Source organism: Lactivibrio alcoholicus (assembly GCF_055390895.1).
Window position 1 is genome coordinate 942,355 of the sequence record NZ_AP042471.1, and the last position, 16,804, is coordinate 959,158.

Below are 16,804 nucleotides of genomic sequence, written 5' to 3' on the forward strand. Positions count from 1 at the left end.
TCCGCCTCCGGCTTACAGGCGGTTTATCGACGCACCCCCGCCCGGATGGAGGGGAACGTCAGTCGCCCTCCCGATGCGTCATATTGTACACGATTTCTCGAAGGATCAGAGCGCGACCGCCCCCGCGAGCCCCGTCGCGACGTTGATCCAGCGGCGCATTTCCACCATGTCGGAGCCGCGCATCCGCACCGTGCGTCCGTCGATGCGCTCCACGCCGGGAACGTACGAGACGACGTCGCACTGCCGCGAATACTTGAACGTCAGTCCGAGAACGTACGGCGTCGAGATTTTCTGAAGTGGCGCCTTTTTCGAAGCTACCCGGAGCGTCGCCTCGCGGGCGGCCTCCCGGAGCAGGTTTCGCGTCCGCGACGGGGGCAGACAATCGGCCGAGGCGTTGCCGCGCGCCTCCTTGACGCAGCACGTCACGAGTCCGTCGCCGAGAAGCGCCGAAGCCTCTCGGCATACGGCGGCGTCTCCGGTCACGAGCGCCACGGGAACGCCGCAGGATGCGCAGACGGCGCCGTTGATCGCCGTTTCCCCCGCGGGTTCGCCGTTGAGGCGGACGTCGAAAATCGTCGCTCCCGAGACGGTATGGTCGAGAACCGCGAACGGCGTCCCCGACATCGCGTGGTACGCCACGAAGAACGCACCGTCGAATCCTTCGACGCCCTCGACCATCCCGAGGGCCTTCGGCGTTCCCGAGAGGAGACGGACGTTTTCCGGAAAGGTCGTGACATCGAGATTGATCATCCGCGCGTGGGAGTCGTTGACGACGATCTCCCTCGCCCCGCCCTCGATCGCTCCCTCGACGACCGCCAGGACGTCGTGGAGCTGCATCCTGCATCCGAACGCGTATTCCGCGGCGTGGTCCGAACGCGTCTGCAGCGCGCTGACGACGCCGGTCGCGCCCTCCATATCGGCACTGACGTAAATCTTCATCGCGAATCACTCCTTCAAACGTTTTCCGGGCGTTCCGCCCCTCGCGTCCTCCACCGTCCTTTTCACATTGACAATCACCGGCGGAGGATGTAGAAATGGATGAACAAATGGATCCAATAGAAGTATAGCGCGTTCCGGAGGGAGGTGCATCTTCAGGAGGGAAAATCGGGCAACCGGTACGGGATGTCAGGATGAAGACACTATTACGGCAAGGAGGATGGGTACCATGAAAAAACGCACATGGCTTCTGCTCTGCGTTCTGTGCATCATCGCCGCCGCCGGTCAGGCGGCGTATGCGGACGTATCCCGCGGCGGCATTCTCAAGTGGCACTTGCAGAACAACCCTCCGGCTCTCGATCCCGTCACGTCGAACATCACGACGTCGGCGCGGGGCACGAATCTCTACCTCGAAACGCTCGTCAGGAACGATGCGGACGGGAAGATCGTCCCGCATCTCGCCGAGAAGTGGGAGGTCAACGCGGACTCGACGGTCTGGACCTTCCATCTCCGTACGGGAGTCCGTTTCCACAAGACGGTCAAGGGGAGTCCGACGCTGAACGGCGGGCGCGAGATGACCGCCGGCGACGTGAAGTACAGCCTCGAACGCCTCGTGAAGATGAAGTCCTCGCGCGTCATGTTCATCTCCGCGATCAAGGGGTACAAGGATCTCTTCGACGGCAAGACCGACACGTGGGCCGGGATCGAGGTCCTCGACCCGCACACGGTGCGCTTCACGCTCGACATGTCCTACGCGCCGTTCCTCGCCGCGCTGACGTACACGTCGTTCGGCGTCGTGCCGAAGGAAGACGCCGAGAAACTCGGGAAGGATTTCAACTTCGCGCCGGTCGGAACGGGCGCGTTCGCCTTCCATGAGTGGAAGCAGGATAACTACGTGTCGTTCAGGAAGAATCCCGACTACTGGCGCAAGGACGCCTCGGGCGCGCAGCTGCCCTATCTCGACGGAGTCGATCTCGTCGTCATGCCAGATTACGGCGTGGCCTACATGGAGCTCAAGAAGGGAAATCTTCACGTCCTCGAGGAAGTGACCGACGAATACTACGCGGACGCCAAGAAGGAATTCGGCAAGGGCTACCAGGAACGTCCCGCGCTTCAGAACTACTACTACGGCCTCAGCCAGATCCGCGAGCCGTTCAAGGACAATCTCAAGCTCCGGCAGGCGATCAACTACGCCGTCGACCGCAGGGCGATCAGCGAGATGCTCCTCAACGGACGCTACATGCCCGCGATGGGGGTTCTGCCCCCGGGGATGTCGTCGTACGATCCCAAACTCCGCGGATACGAGTACAACCCAGAGAAGGCGAAGCAGCTCCTGAAGGAAGCCGGGTACGAAAAGGGTCTCGAGATCACGCTCCACTACAACAGCACGCCGCGGCACAAGGCGATCGCCGAGGCCGTCCAGGCGCAACTCTCCCAGTTCAACATCACCGTGAACCTCGCGTCCACTGAAGTCGGTGCGCACTACGACGCCGTCCGGCGCGGCGACTACGAGTTCTTCCGCGCGGGCTGGGCGGGGGACTACAACGACCCCGACAACTTCCTCTACACGCTCTTCTGTTCCGACAACTTCGGCGCGAAGGGCAACTACTGCCGCTACAAGAACGACATGGTCGATACCCTTCTCCGCGACGCCCGGAAGGAACCCGACCCCGCGAAGCGCGTCGAGATGTACAAGAAGGCCGAGCAGCAGATCGTCGACGACGCCGTGTGGCTCTTCCTGTACTACCAGACAACGAGCCTCGTGGCCCGTCCCGAGGTCCGGAACATTCAGCTTCCGTTCCTCGGCGCGTATATGACCGATCTGAGCGAGATCTCTCTCTCGAAGTAGGCGATTATCAATGCACAGGGCGCCGCCCCGATTCCGGGGCGGCGCTTTTTTTCGGCGGCGCCGCGTCACACGGAGAGAACGTACTCGAGACAGGTCCGGAGCGCGAAGGCCGATCCGCCCGTGCCGTAGCAGTCGAACTCCTTGTCGTAATGCGCGACCGCGGCGATATCCAGATGCGCCCAGGGAATCCCGGGATCCACGAACTCCCGCAGAAGCATCCCGGCCGTAATGACGCCGCCGCCGGGACCGCCGGAGTTCGTGAAATCGGCGTTCTGGGACGTGATCTTCTCCCGGAGCTTATCGTCGTCCATCGTGAAGCGGTGGAAGCGTTCCCCCGCGCGTTCCGCGGCGGCGAGAAGGTCGGCGCTCAGGCCGTCGTGGTCGGAGACGAGCGCGGCCGTGTAATTTCCGAGCGCAGTCACGGCGGCGCCGGTCAGCGTCGCCATATCGACGAGCGCGTCCGGACGGACGCGGCTCGCATAGGTGAGGACGTCGGCGAGCGTCACGCGCCCCTCGGCGTCGGTGTTCAGGATCTCGATGGTCTTCCCGTTCATCGTCCTGATGATGTCGTCGGGGCGGTAGGAGTCGCCGTCGGGCATGTTCTCGACGGCGCCGAGGATTCCGTGAACCTCGACGGCCGGCCGGAGCGTCCCGAGAGCGCGCATGATCGCGAGGACGTTGCAGCCGCCGGTCTTGTCGATTTTCATGGTCTTGATGCCGTCGCGCGTCTTGATGCAGAGGCCGCCGCTGTCGAATGTCACGGTCTTTCCGACGAGTGCGATGCGTCGCCTGGGCTCCGCGTCGGGGCGATAGACGAGGTGGATCAGCCGCGGCCGGTTCGTCGAGCCCCGGCCGACCGAGAGGAGCGCGTTCATCCCCATCGCGTCGATGGCGCCCTCGTCGAGGATCGTGCATTCGAGACCGCCTTCGCGGGCGAGGACGAGCGCGCGTTCCGCGAGCGCGAGCGGCGTGACGACGTTGCCGGGCTCGTTGACGAGATCGCGCGCGAACGCCTGGGCCTCGGCCGAGACGACGCCGCGCCCGAGTCCGTCTTGGTCGCCCCCGGCAAGCCCGAATGACGTTATTTCCGTCCTTTCGGGGTGCGAGTCGGTCGTCCAGTACCTCCGGAAGACGTAGTTTCCGAGAATCGCGCCCTCGGCGACGGCTCGCGAGAGAAACGCGTCCGGCTTCCCGGGGAATTGCGCGACGATGCTCTCGAATCCGAGCGTCGACGCGCAGCGGACGCATTCGGCCGTACGGTTCCTGTAGGCCGTCGCCTGCGCCGCCGCAGATTCCGGACGTTTGCCGAGTCCAGCGAGAAGCATGGCTCTGACCGGCGCGCCGGGAACGGGGACGACTCTCAGGGAGCCCTTCTTCCCGGGATCCTGTGGCAGTGAAAGCGCATGTTCCAGAGCTGCCGACACCTCGGAAACCAGAGGGGAAAGGGGGGATTCTCCCTCGAACAGGAAAATGCAGAGAAGCTCCGCCGATTCTCCGGCCTGATACGGGTGAATGTCCATGTATTGCGCCTCCTGACGTGGCATAATAATTCCGGACGGATGCGTCCGGTATTCGTTGAAGCGACATCCAGCAAACCCAAGGAGAGGATTTCGATGAAACACAGCACAGAAACCGCGCTTCGGGCGCGCGACTTCCATAACGACGCCTTCGTCGCCGACGCTCACTTCGACCTGCTGCCACTCGTTCTCGAAAAGCGTCTCGAGGGACGCACGAAAGTCATCGAAACGGACTATCTTCCGCAGTTCCGGGCGGGAGGGGTCGATCTCGTGATCTCGTCGATCTTCATAGGAAACGATTTTCTCCCCGAGATGGCGCTTCGCCGGGCACTCGACCAGATCGCGGCGCTGCAGGCGGAACTCGAGGAAAGCCCTGGATTGTTCGCGCCCTGCCGGAACACGACCGAGATCCTCGCCGCGAAGGAACGCGGGGAACTCGCCATTCTCCTTTCCTTCGAGGGCGTCGAGCCGATCGGCTCCGACCTGAGCCTGCTGCGCGTCTTTCACGCGCTCGGCGTCCGCGGCGTCGGGATCGCGTGGAGCCGGAGGAACGCCGCCGGGGACGGGTGCTTCTTCAAGCCCGTCGAGGAAGGGCGAAAGGGCGGGCTCACGGAGTTCGGCGTTCGCCTGATCCGCGAGGCGACCCGGCTCGGAATGTACCTCGACGTCAGCCACCTCAACGACGAGGGCGTCGCGGACGTCTTCGCGCTCCACGACGGCCCGGTGATCGCGTCGCACTCCAACTCCCGCGCGCTGGCGGGCACGATGCGCAATCTCACGGACGACCAGATCCTCACGCTCGCATCGCGAGGCGGCCTCATGGGAATGAACGTGTGCAGCACCTTCGTCGGCGATCCCGCTCGCGCGCCGCTGACGGAGGCCGATCTCGCGAACCACGCGGACCACATCCGGAACCTCGCCGGACCGGCGGCCATCGGATTCGGCTTCGACTTCTGCGACGAGATGCGCGATTTCTCAGGCCCGGGACCGTTCGCGAACTACGACTGCGTCAAGGGGTACGCGAACGCTCCGCTGCTGACCGAACAGCTCCTTCTCAGGGGCTATTCGGACGGGGAGGTCCGGGGCATCCTCGGCGAGAATCTGATGCGCTTCCTGCAAAAAACGATCGGATAATGACGACCCGGGGGGAGGGAGAAGCTCTCCCCCCGGTCGCCGTCATCGCTCGTACAGAAAGCAGGCCGCCCAGTGACCGCTGCCCTGATCGCGGAACGGAGGCTCCTGTTCGGCGCATTGGGCCGTCGCGTGGCGGCACCGCGTATGGAAGCGGCATCCGACCGGCGGATTCGCCGGCGACGGAAGATCCCCCTGGAGCAGGATGCGCTCCCCCTGGTCCTCGGGATCGGGCTGCGGGATCGCCGAGAGCAGCGCCTGCGTATACGGATGCAGCGGACGGGCGAAAACCTCGTTCTTCTCCGCGAGTTCTACGATCTTCCCGAGGTACATGATCGCGATCCTGTCGGAGATGAACTTGACGACCGACAGGCTGTGCGTGATGAACAGATAGGTCAGCCCGAGATCGTCCTGGAGATCCCGGAGCTCGTTGAGCACCTGGCTCTGGATCGACACGTCGAGCGCGCTGACGGGTTCGTCGCAGACGATGAAATCCGGGTTCATCGCGAGAGCGCGCGCGATGCCGATTCGTTGTCTCTGGCCGCCGGAGAACTCGTGCGGGTAGCGGAACCTGTGTTCCGGCCGGAGCCCGGCCCGGACGAGAACCTTCACGACATACTCGTCGAGTTCCCTCCTGTCGGCAACGATGCCGTGATACCGCACCGCTTCGCCGACGATTTCGCGGACCGTCATCCGGGGATTGAGGCTTCCGTAGGGATCCTGGAAGATGATCTGAAGGCGCCTCCTGATGTCCGACGGGTTCCGTTTCAGTGCCGCCCCGACATCCTCGCCGTCGAAGACCACGGTCCCGGCGGTCGGCGGCAGGAGGTGCATCAGCGTTCGGCCGAGCGTCGACTTGCCGCATCCCGATTCGCCGACAAGACCGAGCGTCTCCCCGCGCCGGACGGACAGATCGACGCCGTCGACGGCCTTCACATGTCCCACGACGTTCCTGAAGATCCCTTTCCTGATCGGGAAGTGTTTCTTCAGGCCGCTCACCTGAAGGATCGGCGCATCCGCGTCAGCGTGCATCGGAAGTCTCTCCTTCCACCGGATTCCCGTCGTAGAGCCAGCACCGGACGGCTCGTCCGCCGGACGGCAAGAACAAGGGCGGCTCGTCGTTCGGGCACCGGTCCATCCGTTCGGCGCACCGGTTGTGGAATTTGCATCCGCTCGGGAATGCGAGCGGACTCGGAACGACACCCGGAATGACGCCGAGCCGTCGCGCCGTCGTCGTGAGCTTCGGGATCGACTGGAGCAGTCCGCGCGTGTACGGATGCTTCGGATCGCGGAACAGATCCCTGACCGGCGCCTGTTCGACGATCTTTCCGGCGTACATGACGACGACGCGGTGCGCCATCCTGGCGATGACCCCGAGGTCGTGCGTGATGAACAGGATTGCCGAGTTGAGCTGTTGCCTGAGTTCGTTCATGAGGTCGAGGATCTGCGCCTGTACGGTGACGTCGAGCGCCGTCGTCGGCTCGTCCGCGAGCAGCAGGGCGGGCGTGCACGCGAGCGCCATCGCGATCATCGCGCGCTGACGCATTCCTCCGGAGAGCTGGTGCGGATAGTCGTTCATACGCTGCCGGGCCGAAGGAATGCTCACCATGTCGAGAAGCCCGACGCCCCGCTCGAAGGCCTGCTTCCGGTCGAGGCGCTGATGGAGCCTGAGGGGCTCCATGATCTGCTCTCCGACCGTGTAGACGGGGTTCAGGCTCGTCATCGGCTCCTGAAAGATCATCGAGATCCGGTTTCCCCGGATCGAGCGCATTCTGTCCTCGGAAAGCTTCGCGAGGTCCTGTCCGTCAAAGAGAATGGAGCCCCCCGCGATTCGTCCGGCGGGCTTCGGAAGCAGCCGCAGAATCGACAGTGCCGTCACGCTCTTGCCGCATCCCGATTCGCCGACGAGTCCGAGCGTCTCGCCCGGCTCCACGCTGAAGGAAACGCCGTCGACCGCCTTCACGAGTCCGGCGTCCGTATCGAAGTACGTCCTGAGATCCCTGATGTCGAGAAGCGCCATGGCGACTACCTCTTCAGCCGGACGTCGAGAGCGTCCCGGAGACCGTCACCGACGAAATTGAACGCGAGCACCGTGAACATGATCGCGATTCCCGGAAAGAGCGTCCACCACCACTGTCCCGTCGGAAGATACTTCTGCCCCTCGGAGATCATGAGCCCCCAGCTCGGAATCGGAGGCTGCGCCCCGAACCCGATGAACGCAAGCCCGGCCTCGACCATGATGACGCTCCCCATGCCAAGGGTCGCCTGGACGATCACGGGCGCGATCGCGTTCGGGAGAATATGGCGGAAGATGACGCGATGCGTGGGAAGGCCGAGCGCCTGGGTCGCCTCGACGTACTCGCGCTCCCGCAGCGAGATGAACTGCGCGCGCGTGACGCGGGCGATGGACACCCAGTTGACCAGTCCGATCGCCGTGAAGACGACGAGCATTCCGGGATTCCGGAAGACCGCGAGGATCGCGAGGACGAAAAGGAAGAACGGAAAGGCGAATACCACATTGATAAGCCACGAAATGAGGTCGTCGACTCGCCCCCCGAAGTATCCCGCGGTCGCTCCGAGCGGAACGCCGATGCACAGCGAGACGATGGTCGCGAAGATGCCGATCTGAAGGGAGATCCGCGCGCCGTAGATCACGCGGCTCATGATATCCCGGCCGAAGAGATCCGTTCCCATCCAGTGCGAGGTCGTCGGAGGGGCGAGGCGGACCTTCATGCCCTCCGACCAGATGAGCTGCTTGAACGGGTCGAACGGCGCGAAGAAGGGGGCGAACACCGCCACGACGAGAAGGAAGAGAACCATCGCAAGCCCCAGCATCGCCAAGCGGTTGCGGCGAAAGCGGATCCAGGCCTCCTGCCGGAGATTGCCCGTCTGAGCGCTCCGTGTTACTCCGTCAGTCATTCGCGGCGCCTCCTAGTCGTAGCGGATCCTCGGGTCGAAGAACCCGTAGGAGATGTCGACGAGAAGATTCGCCACGAGGAAGATGACCGCCATGAAGATGACGGTTCCGCGGATCATCGGAAGATCGCGGGCGATCAGCGAATCGACGGAGAGGCGGCCGATTCCCGGCCACGCGAAGATCGTCTCGGTGAGCACCGCGCCCGAGAGAAGCTCCGAAATCTGCGTCCCGACGATCGTGATGACGGGGATCATCGCGTTCTTGAGCGCGTGCTTGACGATGACGATCTTCCCGGGCAGCCCCTTCGCGAACGCGGTTCGGATATAATCCTGATTGAGGACCTCGAGCATGCAGGAACGCGTGAGTCGCGCCGTGAGGGCTCCGGGACGGACTCCGAGCGTGATCATCGGAAGGATGAGGTATTTCAGCGAACCGTCGCCGAACCCGGCGCCCGGAACCCAGCCGAGTCCGTAGGCGAAGACCATGAGAAGCAGGAGCCCCACCCAGAAGACCGGAGCGCTCACGCCGGCTATCGCGATGAACATCGCAGAGTAGTCGAAGAACGAGTATTGTTTGACTGCGGAGATGACCCCCATCGTGACGCCGAGAACGGTCCCGAGGACGAGGGCGCCGAGGGCGAGCCGCACCGTCGCGTTCAGATGGCCGAGAATCGCGTCGGCGACCTTCTCGTTCGTCCGGTAGGACGTTCCGAGATCGCCGCGGCAGACCTGGCCGAGAAAGCGGACGTACTGCACGTGCAGCGGAAGATCGAGCCCCATATCCGCCCTGATCTTCGTCAGGGTCTCCTCGTCACCGCGCTGCCCCATCATGATCATGGCGGGGTCGCCCGGAACCACGTTGATGAGGATGAACACGACGGTGATCACCCCCCACACCACAGGAATCGAGTAGAGCACTTTGCGAACAACGTATGAAAACACGGCGCTCCTCCCTTCTTCCCGGACAGCGGGAATCCTCCCGGTCTTCCGGCGCCCGCAATTCCGGATACATATCTGGATCCGTTTCGATTCTATCACAGAATGCTTCTATCGGAGGCGAGGCGCCGTCCCGTTCGGGCGCGGCGTATCCGGACGCCGCCGGGGATGCCGGTATTGATGTACGATATGCATGCGCGCCGAACATCCGGACGCGGGAATCTCTCTTGTGGAGGAATCGCGATGCCGTTTGCAGCAGTTCTGTTCATGTCCGTCAGGATCCTGCTTCTCGGGTTCGAGAAGATCGCGTTCAAGAAACTCGGGGAAGGGCGCGACCCCATCGCGACGCTCTTCGTCCTCGACATTCTCGCCGTGATCTTCCTTGCGCCGTTCGCGGTCCGGGAGTATCTCTCGGAACCATACGCGCGGGGGTATTCCTTCGCCGTCGTCGCGGCAGGAAGCGCGGCGGTGTCCTTCGCCGGGATCCTCCTCTACATCCGGGCGCTCTCTGAAGGCGAAGTGTCGCTCGTCGGCCCCGTCTACAACTTCAACGTCTTCTTCCTGCTCGCGATGTCGGTCGTCTTTCTCGGGGAGAGCTTCTCGCTCCTCAAGATCGCCGGAATGGCGCTGATGGTCTGGGGAAGTACGTTCCTGAACAGGGGATCCGGAGTCGGCGCGTCGCTCCTGGCGCTGTGGCGATCGAAGCCGTGCATGTACATGATCGTGGCGTCGTTCTTCATCGCCGTCGGACGGATCGTCGACACCCGGATGGTGGGGATGCTCGCGCACAACCCTCCGACGGTAGGATACGCGATCGCCCAGTGTCTCTGGTCCTCGGTGTTCGCGCTCTCGCTGCTCGCGTTCAGGAAGCGACTCCGATCCGGATTCTCCCTCCTGAGGGAGCGCCCGCTCGCCTCGTTCGCCGCCGGGGCGACGAATATCTACGCCTATATCTGCCTTCTCTTCGCGCTCCGGGGACTCGAGATCAGCCTTGCGGAGCCGCTGTCGATGTTCGGCGTCCTCATTTCCGTGATCCTTGCAAAGTTCTTTTACGGCGAGCCGATCCGCGACCGGCTTCTCGGCGCGTCGATCATGGTCGCGGGTGCGTGGGTGATGTTCCTCGGACGCGGATAAAATCATTCAAGACTGCCGCTGCCCGTTGTCGTATCCTCGCTGCGTCACACAATCATTCGACGGGAGGAATGCGGCGATGAAGACGGCGTGTGAAACGACTCCGTTCGAAACGGGGAACGTCAACGGTTCATCAATTGCGTGGACTCCGCATACGGCATTCGCCGGAGTGTCCATGAAACACCTCGTCACGGGCGCGGACACGAACGGGACATCGAGCGTCCACCTCGTGAGGGTCGACGGAGGCTGCTGCATCGGCGACCATATCCACAACGGAAAGACGGAAATCCATCAGGTCGTCGCGGGAGAGGGGCGCTGCCTCGTCGGAGACCGCAGGATCGCGTACGCGGAAGACGTCGTCGCGGTGATCCCTGTGGACTGCCCGCACCGCGTCACGGCGGACGGAGGTCTCACGATCCTCGCGATCTTCAGTCCCGCGCTGCTCTGAGGTCCGAAGTCTCCGACAGGTTCCTGAGGAACGTCGAGGGGGCGACGCCCATATATCGGCGGAAGATGCGACACAGGTGGCTCTGGTCGGCGAATCCGTCCGGCCATTCCCCGGGAAGCTCCGTTCCGATCGCATCCTGAAGCCTTCGGACGGTCTCCCGGCAACGTTCCGGGTCCGTCCCGAAGACCCGATGCGAGAACCAGCCGTCCCCAATCGGACGAAGCACGTGCGCCATCATGGCGGGGATGACGTACCGGTCGACCGCGCGAAGAAGGCGCCTCCCACCGGATATTTCGAGAATCGCCTCTCCTCCGGCGATCACGCCGAAGCACGCACTTCGGTGAAGGTGCGCGGGAAAGGCGTGTCGGACCCTCGTCCCCGAAACGAAGCAGATTCCGCCGCCCCGCCCGTCCTCCAAAAAGAGAATGTTCTCCTCATCCGCATTTCCGGAACGAAGCTCCATCCGCAAGCCGCCGATCCTTTCGCCGCGACGTCATTCGCCGTTTCTCATTTCCCCTCGCGCTGCGGCCGTTCCGGACATTCTTCCGGGCGGCCGAAGGCGGTACAATTATAGCGACAGGTTGCGGAAATACGCGAAAGGGAGGATCGACAACGATGCGGAAGCTGTTGTGTGCGCTGTTGTTGCTGGCGATGGGGACGTCCGGCGTGGCGTGGGGGGCGTCGCGAGTGATTTTCGAGCGCGAGGGGAACATCCGGCTCTCCGACATGGGCGGGGCGAATCCCGTTCTACTCGGGAAGGGGTACGACGCTGAAATATCGCCCGACGGCCGGAGCGTCGCGTTCACGGACTACCGGCAGGGAAGGAAGATCGCGGTGATGGACGTCGCGACGAAGAAAGTCCGCGTCCTCTCGGCGGTCCCCGGCGACAACAGCTACGGGCCGCGCTGGTCGCCCGACGGGACGAGGCTCGTCTTCAACCACTGGATCGAGGAGAAGTCCCAGTGGGTTCCGGGAGTCATCGACACGACGGGAAAGAACCTGAAGATTTTCCGGATGGACAACGAGGGCGGCGTCCATTCGCCGTTCTGGGCCCACGACGGCATGTCCGTGTATGCGCAGGATCTGTCGACGCTCTATCGGTTCGATACGAATGGGAAACTTCTGGAGTCGAGACCGCTCGACCCGATCGTCGGGAAAGCGGGAATATCGAGCGCGACGCGCTTCTGCGTCTCGGCCGACGGATCGGCGTGGATCTTCGACGGCGACGTCGACGAGCCGGACAATCCGATATCGAAGGCCTGGGGCGAACCGATCGCGGGCGTCTTCCTCCACACGCCCGCCGACGGAAGGACCATCCGAATCTCGCCGAAGGGGATGTCCGCCTCGGCCCCGTCGTGGGCTCCGGACGGAAAGAGCGTCCTCTTCTGCGGCGTCCGTCCCGAGGATGTCAGGAAAAAGGGAAAGAACGTGACGTTCGCGAGCCATATCTTCGTCATGCCTCTGAACGGAACCCCCGAACTCCTCGTGCGCGACGCGTCGAACCCGTCCGTTGCGACGAATCGGGAGTGAATTCCACGTAAAACCGCAGGTATCGAATGGAGAGACTTTCCAGGCAAATTCGCTATAGGCCTTGCAATTTTGTACAATGATATTAGAATAGCGTAAAGTAGAATACGTTTATGGAAGAAACTTCAAATATCCGTTCTGTCGGGGCATTCCCGGCAGGAGGGAGACGAGGTTTCTTACCGGAGAATCCGTTTGTCCGGACATGTCCGTTCAAGGGGAGAAGACGCCGGAACACTGCGTTTGAACGTTCGGGAGCCCTTCGCCTTTGGCGGGGGCTCTTTTTTTTGCGAAAGGAGGGATCGTCTATGGAGGAAACGCGGATCGCTATCGTGGCCGTCATCGTGGAGGACTTCGGGAGCGCCATGGAGGTCAACGAAACGCTGCATCAGTTCGGATCGCTCATCGTCGGACGGATGGGACTTCCGTACAGGGACAGGGGGCTTCACGTCATCGCCCTCATTCTCGACGGCGAACCGGACAGGATCAGCGCCCTCACGGGGAAGCTCGGGAAAATCCCGCATGTGACCGTCAAGGCCGCGATGACGAAAAAATAGACCGCCGGCCCATCGAAAAGGAGGAATTTTCGTGTACGACATGCCCCAGTTCCACGATTCGTCGTTCATCGACGACGGAGAAGTCCGCGCGTCGCTCGAAGAGGGATCCCGCCGATCCGGAGACAGGGGGTACATCCGATCCCTTCTCGACAAGGCGCGCGGATACCACGGACTGACGCACAGGGAGGCCGCGGCGCTGCTCTCGATGACAGATCCGGAGCTCGTCCACGAGCTCTACGCGCTCGCGAAGGAGGTCAAGGAGGCGATCTACGGCCGGAGGATCGTCCTGTTCGCGCCGCTCTACGTCGCTAACCACTGCGTCAACGGCTGCGTCTACTGCGGCTTCCACAGGGGAAACGAATCGATGCGCCGCAAGAAGCTCTCGATGGAGGAGATCGACCTCGAATGCGACGCCATCCTCGCGATGGGACACAAACGCATCGCCCTCGAGGCCGGCGAAGATCCCGTCAACATCCCGCTCGACTACATCGTTCAGTGCATGGAGCGGGTCTACGCGTACCGGAACGCGCAGGGGGACTCGATCCGCAGGATCAACGTCAATATCGCCGCGACGACCGTCGGGGAATACCGCCGTCTGAAGCAGGCGGGAATCGGAACGTTCATTCTCTTCCAGGAGACATTTCACCGCCCCACCTACGCGGCGGTACATCCGTCGGGACCGAAGCGCGACTACGACTGGCACACCACCGCGCTGCACAGGGCCCAGGAAGGCGGGATCGACGACGTTGGCACGGGCGTCCTCTACGGCCTCTACGACTACAGGTACGAACTCGTTGCGCAGCTCATGCTCGCGGAGCACATGGACGGCGTCCTCGGCGTCGGCCCCCATACGATTTCCGTTCCGCGGCTCCGGGAGGCGGAAGGCGTCGACCTCGCGAAGTTTCCATACCTGATCACCGACGAACAGTTCCTGCGGATCATCGCCGTCATCCGCGTCACCACGCCGTACACGGGAATGATTCTCTCGACGAGGGAAAACCCGGAGACGCGACGTCTCGCTCTGGATCTCGGCATTTCGCAGGTGAGCGCGGGGTCGTGCACAGGCATCGGCGGATACCACAGCGAGATCGGACGGCGCGCCCGCGCGGACGACACCGCCCAGTTCCGCGTCTCCGACGAGCGTTCCCCCGAAGAGATCCTCACGTGGCTCTGCGAGGACGGATACATCCCGAGCTTCTGCACGGCCTGCTACCGGCAGGGGCGCACGGGGGACCGCTTCATGTCCCTCGCGAAGTCCGGGCAGATCCGCAACATCTGCCAGCCGAACGCCCTGCAGACGTTCAAGGAGTACCTTCACGGCTACGGGTCGGACGCCCTCCGGCGGCTCGGGGAGTCGGTGATCGCGAAAGAAGTCGAGAAGATCCCGAGCGACAGGGTCCGCGCCCTGACCAGAGAGCGGCTCGAACGTCTCGAAAAGGGCGAGAAGGATCTCTACTTCTAGCCCTCACGCACACGGGTATCGGCGGCTACGCCCCGAAGCGCTCCCAGCCGCCGATAACGCCCTTCGAAAGTTTTCCGCCCGCGAAGACGTACGCGGCCTGCGCGTCCCTGAGGCCCGTTCCCGACAGCGTCGAAATGTCGCGGTCGAGGACGACCAGGTCCGCCGCGAAGCCCGCCTCGATTCTTCCGAGCCGGTGATCCTGTCCGATCGCGCGGTTCGGGTTCGAAGTGAAGAGCGAAATGCATTCTTCGAGCGTCAGCCGCTCTTCGGGGGCGCTGACGCGTCTCCCCTCCCAATCGGAGCGTTCCATGAGCGCCCAGAGAGAGAGCCACGGATCGACCGACTCCACGGGCGCGTCGCTCGACGCCGAGACGCACAACCCCTCGTTCAGAAGGGAGCGCCACGCATAGGCCCAGGGCATTCGGTCCTTTCCCAGACGGCCTTCGGCCATGTTCATGTCGCTCGGGACGAACGACGGCTGGATCTCGCAGAACAGGCCGAGTTCGGCGAGAGCGCGCCGCTGGTCCGGGCGGCAGACCATCACGTGATTGATCCGGTCGCGAAGACGGCACTCGCGGCCGAACTCCGCGTCCACGCGCCGGATGCAGCGGATCGCCTGGTCGAGCGCGGCGTCGCCGATCGCGTGGAGCATCGTCTGCGCGCCGCGCTCCCGCGCGGCGCGCAGCTTGTGGGTCACGGCGTCGTCGCTCCAGTTCAGGACGCCCGACTCGCCCGCCGCGTCCGCGTACGGGGATGAGAGGGCCGCCGTTCGGCCGCCGAGGCTGCCGTCGAGGAAGATCTTGAGCCCCTGGTAGTGAATCCATCCGTCGCCGAAGGCCGTCGGCAGCGCCGGGCATGCGAGGTCGTCGTGATACGAGAAGATCCGGATCGGAAGGGCCCCTTCCCGCCGAAGCTCCGCGTACAGCGACAGGTCCTCCTCCATTCCGTAGTCGTCCGCGCCGCACGGATGCGCGCAGGTCACGCCCCACGACGCCAGCTCGAAACACGCCGACCGCAACGCTTCCTTCAGCGCGGGGCGGGTGAAGACGTTCCGCTCCATAGCCCGGAGCGCCGGGATCGCGTCGCGTTCGAGCAGGATCCCGTCGGGGCTGTCGATCCCCGAGAGCGCGAGCGCCTTGCCGTCCGCGACGTTGATGTGCGTGCACACGCGCTGCAGCAGGATCGGGTTCGGGATGCCCAGCGCGTCGAGGTCGCGACGCGCAAACGAACGTCCCTCCGGCCACCGCGTGTCGTTGTAGTTCCATCCGCGGATCCAGCGCTCCGCGGGCAACCGTCGCGCTTCCTCCCGCACCATTTCGAGCGCGTCGGCCAAGGACTTCGCGGACGAGAGATCGAGAAGCGTCCGCTGCTTCGCCCATGTCGACAGGTGCAGGTGCCCGTCCGTGACGCCCGGCAGGACGGACTCTCCCGAGAGCCGAAGCTCCCGCGATCCCGCCGGCGCGCGGGGGCGGACTTCGTCCTCGGCGCCGACGGCCGCGATCGAATCGCCCGACAGAAGAACGGACGCCCCCCGTACGAAACCGGCCCCCCTCCAGACTGCGCCTCCGGTAATGAGCAGATTGTCCACACGCGACACTCCTTCAATCGAAATGTACCGGAATTATACCCTTTCCCGCTTCCCCCTGACGGCGCTCGCCGTCGCGCCACGCAACATCAGCGAACGTCAATCATTTCGCACACATGTCGGCCGAAGACAAGCGCAAAACGCGCGCTCTGAAGGGCGTTTCAGGGCGCGCGGCCGACTTCCGGAAATACGCGTCTGGAAAGGCGCCTCGAAATGATGTATTATGCAGAAAAATTAAACTCCGTCGGAGAGACAGCCCTCCGACGGGAAAGGAGATCTTCCGATGACTCCGCGCTCCGTTGTCGTTCTTGCCGCCACGGCGTTTATCTGGTCGGGAACGCCGTTTTTCACATCGGAGGCGATCGTTCCGGCGGCGTCCGGAAGCGCACTCCCGTCCGTCATGGACCTCCCGTCGACATCGCTCCTCCGCGGCCGGCTCGACGCGCTCATCCGGCTCCGCGAGGAACGCGCCGCGACGGCCGGGCCGAACGAAACCTCGCCGCTCACGTCCGCGGTCCGGAAGGCCATCCTGTCACTCCCCGCGCTCCGCGAGGCGATGGACGGGCCGCTCGTGCGACAGCGCCCGACCGGTTCAATGCGGCTTCTCTCGGCCGAGGACGCGGCGGGCGGATCGAAACGCCTTCGCGTTCGCGCGGGAGTCGAGCGCCGAACGGACGCAGCGTCTCCGGCGGCGCGCGTCGAGGTCGTCGTCGAGGTCGTCGTGAACGTCGAAGGCCTGCCGGTCCGGACGCTCACGATCGGCGAGGACGACCCGGAATTCCTGGCGCTCTTCGACTGACTGAAGAAAGGGG

Annotated in this window: 16 protein-coding genes; 8 read left to right on the forward strand and 8 right to left on the reverse strand. The window is 63.8% G+C overall.

The features are described from left to right. Positions 1-105: 105 nt before the first annotated feature. A complete protein-coding gene (locus ACZ5IU_RS04650; protein ID WP_464421007.1) occupies positions 106-939 on the reverse strand; it encodes a M55 family metallopeptidase in 834 nt (277 codons plus the stop codon). A gap of 226 nt (positions 940-1,165) precedes the next feature. Between ACZ5IU_RS04650 and ACZ5IU_RS04655 the strand changes: the two genes are divergently transcribed. Further along, the gene (locus ACZ5IU_RS04655) at positions 1,166-2,785 is read left to right on the forward strand and encodes an ABC transporter substrate-binding protein (protein WP_464421009.1); all 1,620 of its coding nucleotides are present in this window, start codon (positions 1,166-1,168) and stop codon (positions 2,783-2,785) included. 65 nt (positions 2,786-2,850) lie between these two features. Here ACZ5IU_RS04655 and ACZ5IU_RS04660 read toward each other — a convergent pair whose 3' ends face one another. Further along, a complete protein-coding gene (locus ACZ5IU_RS04660) occupies positions 2,851-4,305 on the reverse strand; it encodes a leucyl aminopeptidase family protein (RefSeq protein ID WP_464421011.1) in 1,455 nt (484 codons plus the stop codon). A gap of 93 nt (positions 4,306-4,398) precedes the next feature. On the opposite strand from ACZ5IU_RS04660, the gene ACZ5IU_RS04665 reads away from it, so the two are divergent. Further along, on the forward strand, positions 4,399-5,436 hold the full coding sequence (locus tag ACZ5IU_RS04665; protein ID WP_464421013.1) for a dipeptidase: 1,038 nt from the start codon (positions 4,399-4,401) through the stop codon (positions 5,434-5,436). A 42-nt stretch (positions 5,437-5,478) separates the two neighbouring features. Here ACZ5IU_RS04665 and ACZ5IU_RS04670 read toward each other — a convergent pair whose 3' ends face one another. Genes ACZ5IU_RS04670 through ACZ5IU_RS04685 form a run of 4 tightly spaced genes read right to left on the reverse strand, consistent with a single transcriptional unit; the run spans position 5,479 to position 9,291 of the window. Continuing rightward, the gene (locus ACZ5IU_RS04670) at positions 5,479-6,465 is read right to left on the reverse strand and encodes an ABC transporter ATP-binding protein (protein WP_464421015.1); all 987 of its coding nucleotides are present in this window, start codon (positions 6,463-6,465) and stop codon (positions 5,479-5,481) included. After that, positions 6,455-7,453 (reverse strand): ABC transporter ATP-binding protein, encoded by a 999-nt coding sequence (locus ACZ5IU_RS04675; RefSeq protein WP_464421017.1) that lies wholly within the window; start codon positions 7,451-7,453, stop codon positions 6,455-6,457. Before ACZ5IU_RS04675 ends, ACZ5IU_RS04670 begins: the two co-directional genes overlap by 11 nt. A gap of 5 nt (positions 7,454-7,458) precedes the next feature. Continuing rightward, on the reverse strand, positions 7,459-8,352 hold the full coding sequence (locus ACZ5IU_RS04680) for an ABC transporter permease (RefSeq protein ID WP_464421019.1): 894 nt from the start codon (positions 8,350-8,352) through the stop codon (positions 7,459-7,461). A gap of 12 nt (positions 8,353-8,364) precedes the next feature. Then, positions 8,365-9,291, reverse strand: a complete 927-nt coding sequence (locus ACZ5IU_RS04685) for an ABC transporter permease (protein WP_464421021.1) — start codon at positions 9,289-9,291, stop codon at positions 8,365-8,367. 237 nt (positions 9,292-9,528) lie between these two features. On the opposite strand from ACZ5IU_RS04685, the gene ACZ5IU_RS04690 reads away from it, so the two are divergent. Further along, positions 9,529-10,419 carry a DMT family transporter gene (locus ACZ5IU_RS04690; RefSeq protein ID WP_464421023.1) on the forward strand — a complete coding sequence of 297 codons (891 nt, stop codon included), beginning with the start codon at positions 9,529-9,531 and terminating at the stop codon, positions 10,417-10,419. 76 nt (positions 10,420-10,495) lie between these two features. Beyond that, the gene (locus ACZ5IU_RS04695; RefSeq protein WP_464421025.1) at positions 10,496-10,864 is read left to right on the forward strand and encodes a cupin domain-containing protein; all 369 of its coding nucleotides are present in this window, start codon (positions 10,496-10,498) and stop codon (positions 10,862-10,864) included. Here the strand turns inward: ACZ5IU_RS04695 and ACZ5IU_RS04700 are convergent. Then, positions 10,845-11,327, reverse strand: coding sequence for an AraC family ligand binding domain-containing protein (locus ACZ5IU_RS04700; protein WP_464421027.1), 483 nt, complete (start codon positions 11,325-11,327; stop codon positions 10,845-10,847). The two genes, ACZ5IU_RS04695 and ACZ5IU_RS04700, sit on opposite strands and share 20 nt — an antisense overlap. A gap of 152 nt (positions 11,328-11,479) precedes the next feature. Here ACZ5IU_RS04700 and ACZ5IU_RS04705 point away from each other — a divergent pair, with 152 nt between their 5' ends. From ACZ5IU_RS04705 to hydG, 3 genes are all read left to right on the forward strand, one after another. Next, entirely contained in the window at positions 11,480-12,394 is a 915-nt protein-coding gene (locus ACZ5IU_RS04705) for a hypothetical protein (RefSeq protein ID WP_464421030.1), read from the forward strand. Between the two features lie 302 nt (positions 12,395-12,696). Then, positions 12,697-12,945 carry a TM1266 family iron-only hydrogenase system putative regulator gene (locus ACZ5IU_RS04710; protein WP_464421032.1) on the forward strand — a complete coding sequence of 83 codons (249 nt, stop codon included), beginning with the start codon at positions 12,697-12,699 and terminating at the stop codon, positions 12,943-12,945. 40 nt (positions 12,946-12,985) lie between these two features. Continuing rightward, a complete protein-coding gene (gene hydG, locus ACZ5IU_RS04715; RefSeq protein WP_464421812.1) occupies positions 12,986-14,407 on the forward strand; it encodes a [FeFe] hydrogenase H-cluster radical SAM maturase HydG in 1,422 nt (473 codons plus the stop codon). A 25-nt stretch (positions 14,408-14,432) separates the two neighbouring features. Here the strand turns inward: hydG and ACZ5IU_RS04720 are convergent, their stop codons facing one another. Then, entirely contained in the window at positions 14,433-15,995 is a 1,563-nt protein-coding gene (locus ACZ5IU_RS04720) for an amidohydrolase (protein WP_464421034.1), read from the reverse strand. Positions 15,996-16,275: 280 nt separating this feature from the next. On the opposite strand from ACZ5IU_RS04720, the gene ACZ5IU_RS04725 reads away from it, so the two are divergent. Beyond that, a complete protein-coding gene (locus ACZ5IU_RS04725; RefSeq protein ID WP_464421036.1) occupies positions 16,276-16,791 on the forward strand; it encodes a hypothetical protein in 516 nt (171 codons plus the stop codon). The last annotated feature ends 13 nt before the right edge of the window (positions 16,792-16,804 follow it).

Coding starts and splice junctions, on each gene's coding strand:
- ACZ5IU_RS04650 (WP_464421007.1), bottom strand. CDS start 939: ATGAAGATTTACGTCAGTGCCGATATGGAGGGCGCGACCGGCGTCGTC.
- ACZ5IU_RS04655 (WP_464421009.1), top strand. CDS start 1,166: ATGAAAAAACGCACATGGCTTCTGCTCTGCGTTCTGTGCATCATCGCC.
- ACZ5IU_RS04660 (WP_464421011.1), bottom strand. CDS start 4,305: ATGGACATTCACCCGTATCAGGCCGGAGAATCGGCGGAGCTTCTCTGC.
- ACZ5IU_RS04665 (WP_464421013.1), top strand. CDS start 4,399: ATGAAACACAGCACAGAAACCGCGCTTCGGGCGCGCGACTTCCATAAC.
- ACZ5IU_RS04670 (WP_464421015.1), bottom strand. CDS start 6,465: ATGCACGCTGACGCGGATGCGCCGATCCTTCAGGTGAGCGGCCTGAAG.
- ACZ5IU_RS04675 (WP_464421017.1), bottom strand. CDS start 7,453: ATGGCGCTTCTCGACATCAGGGATCTCAGGACGTACTTCGATACGGAC.
- ACZ5IU_RS04680 (WP_464421019.1), bottom strand. CDS start 8,352: ATGACTGACGGAGTAACACGGAGCGCTCAGACGGGCAATCTCCGGCAG.
- ACZ5IU_RS04690 (WP_464421023.1), top strand. CDS start 9,529: ATGCCGTTTGCAGCAGTTCTGTTCATGTCCGTCAGGATCCTGCTTCTC.
- ACZ5IU_RS04695 (WP_464421025.1), top strand. CDS start 10,496: ATGAAGACGGCGTGTGAAACGACTCCGTTCGAAACGGGGAACGTCAAC.
- ACZ5IU_RS04700 (WP_464421027.1), bottom strand. CDS start 11,327: ATGGAGCTTCGTTCCGGAAATGCGGATGAGGAGAACATTCTCTTTTTG.
- ACZ5IU_RS04705 (WP_464421030.1), top strand. CDS start 11,480: ATGCGGAAGCTGTTGTGTGCGCTGTTGTTGCTGGCGATGGGGACGTCC.
- ACZ5IU_RS04710 (WP_464421032.1), top strand. CDS start 12,697: ATGGAGGAAACGCGGATCGCTATCGTGGCCGTCATCGTGGAGGACTTC.
- hydG (WP_464421812.1), top strand. CDS start 12,986: ATGCCCCAGTTCCACGATTCGTCGTTCATCGACGACGGAGAAGTCCGC.
- ACZ5IU_RS04725 (WP_464421036.1), top strand. CDS start 16,276: ATGACTCCGCGCTCCGTTGTCGTTCTTGCCGCCACGGCGTTTATCTGG.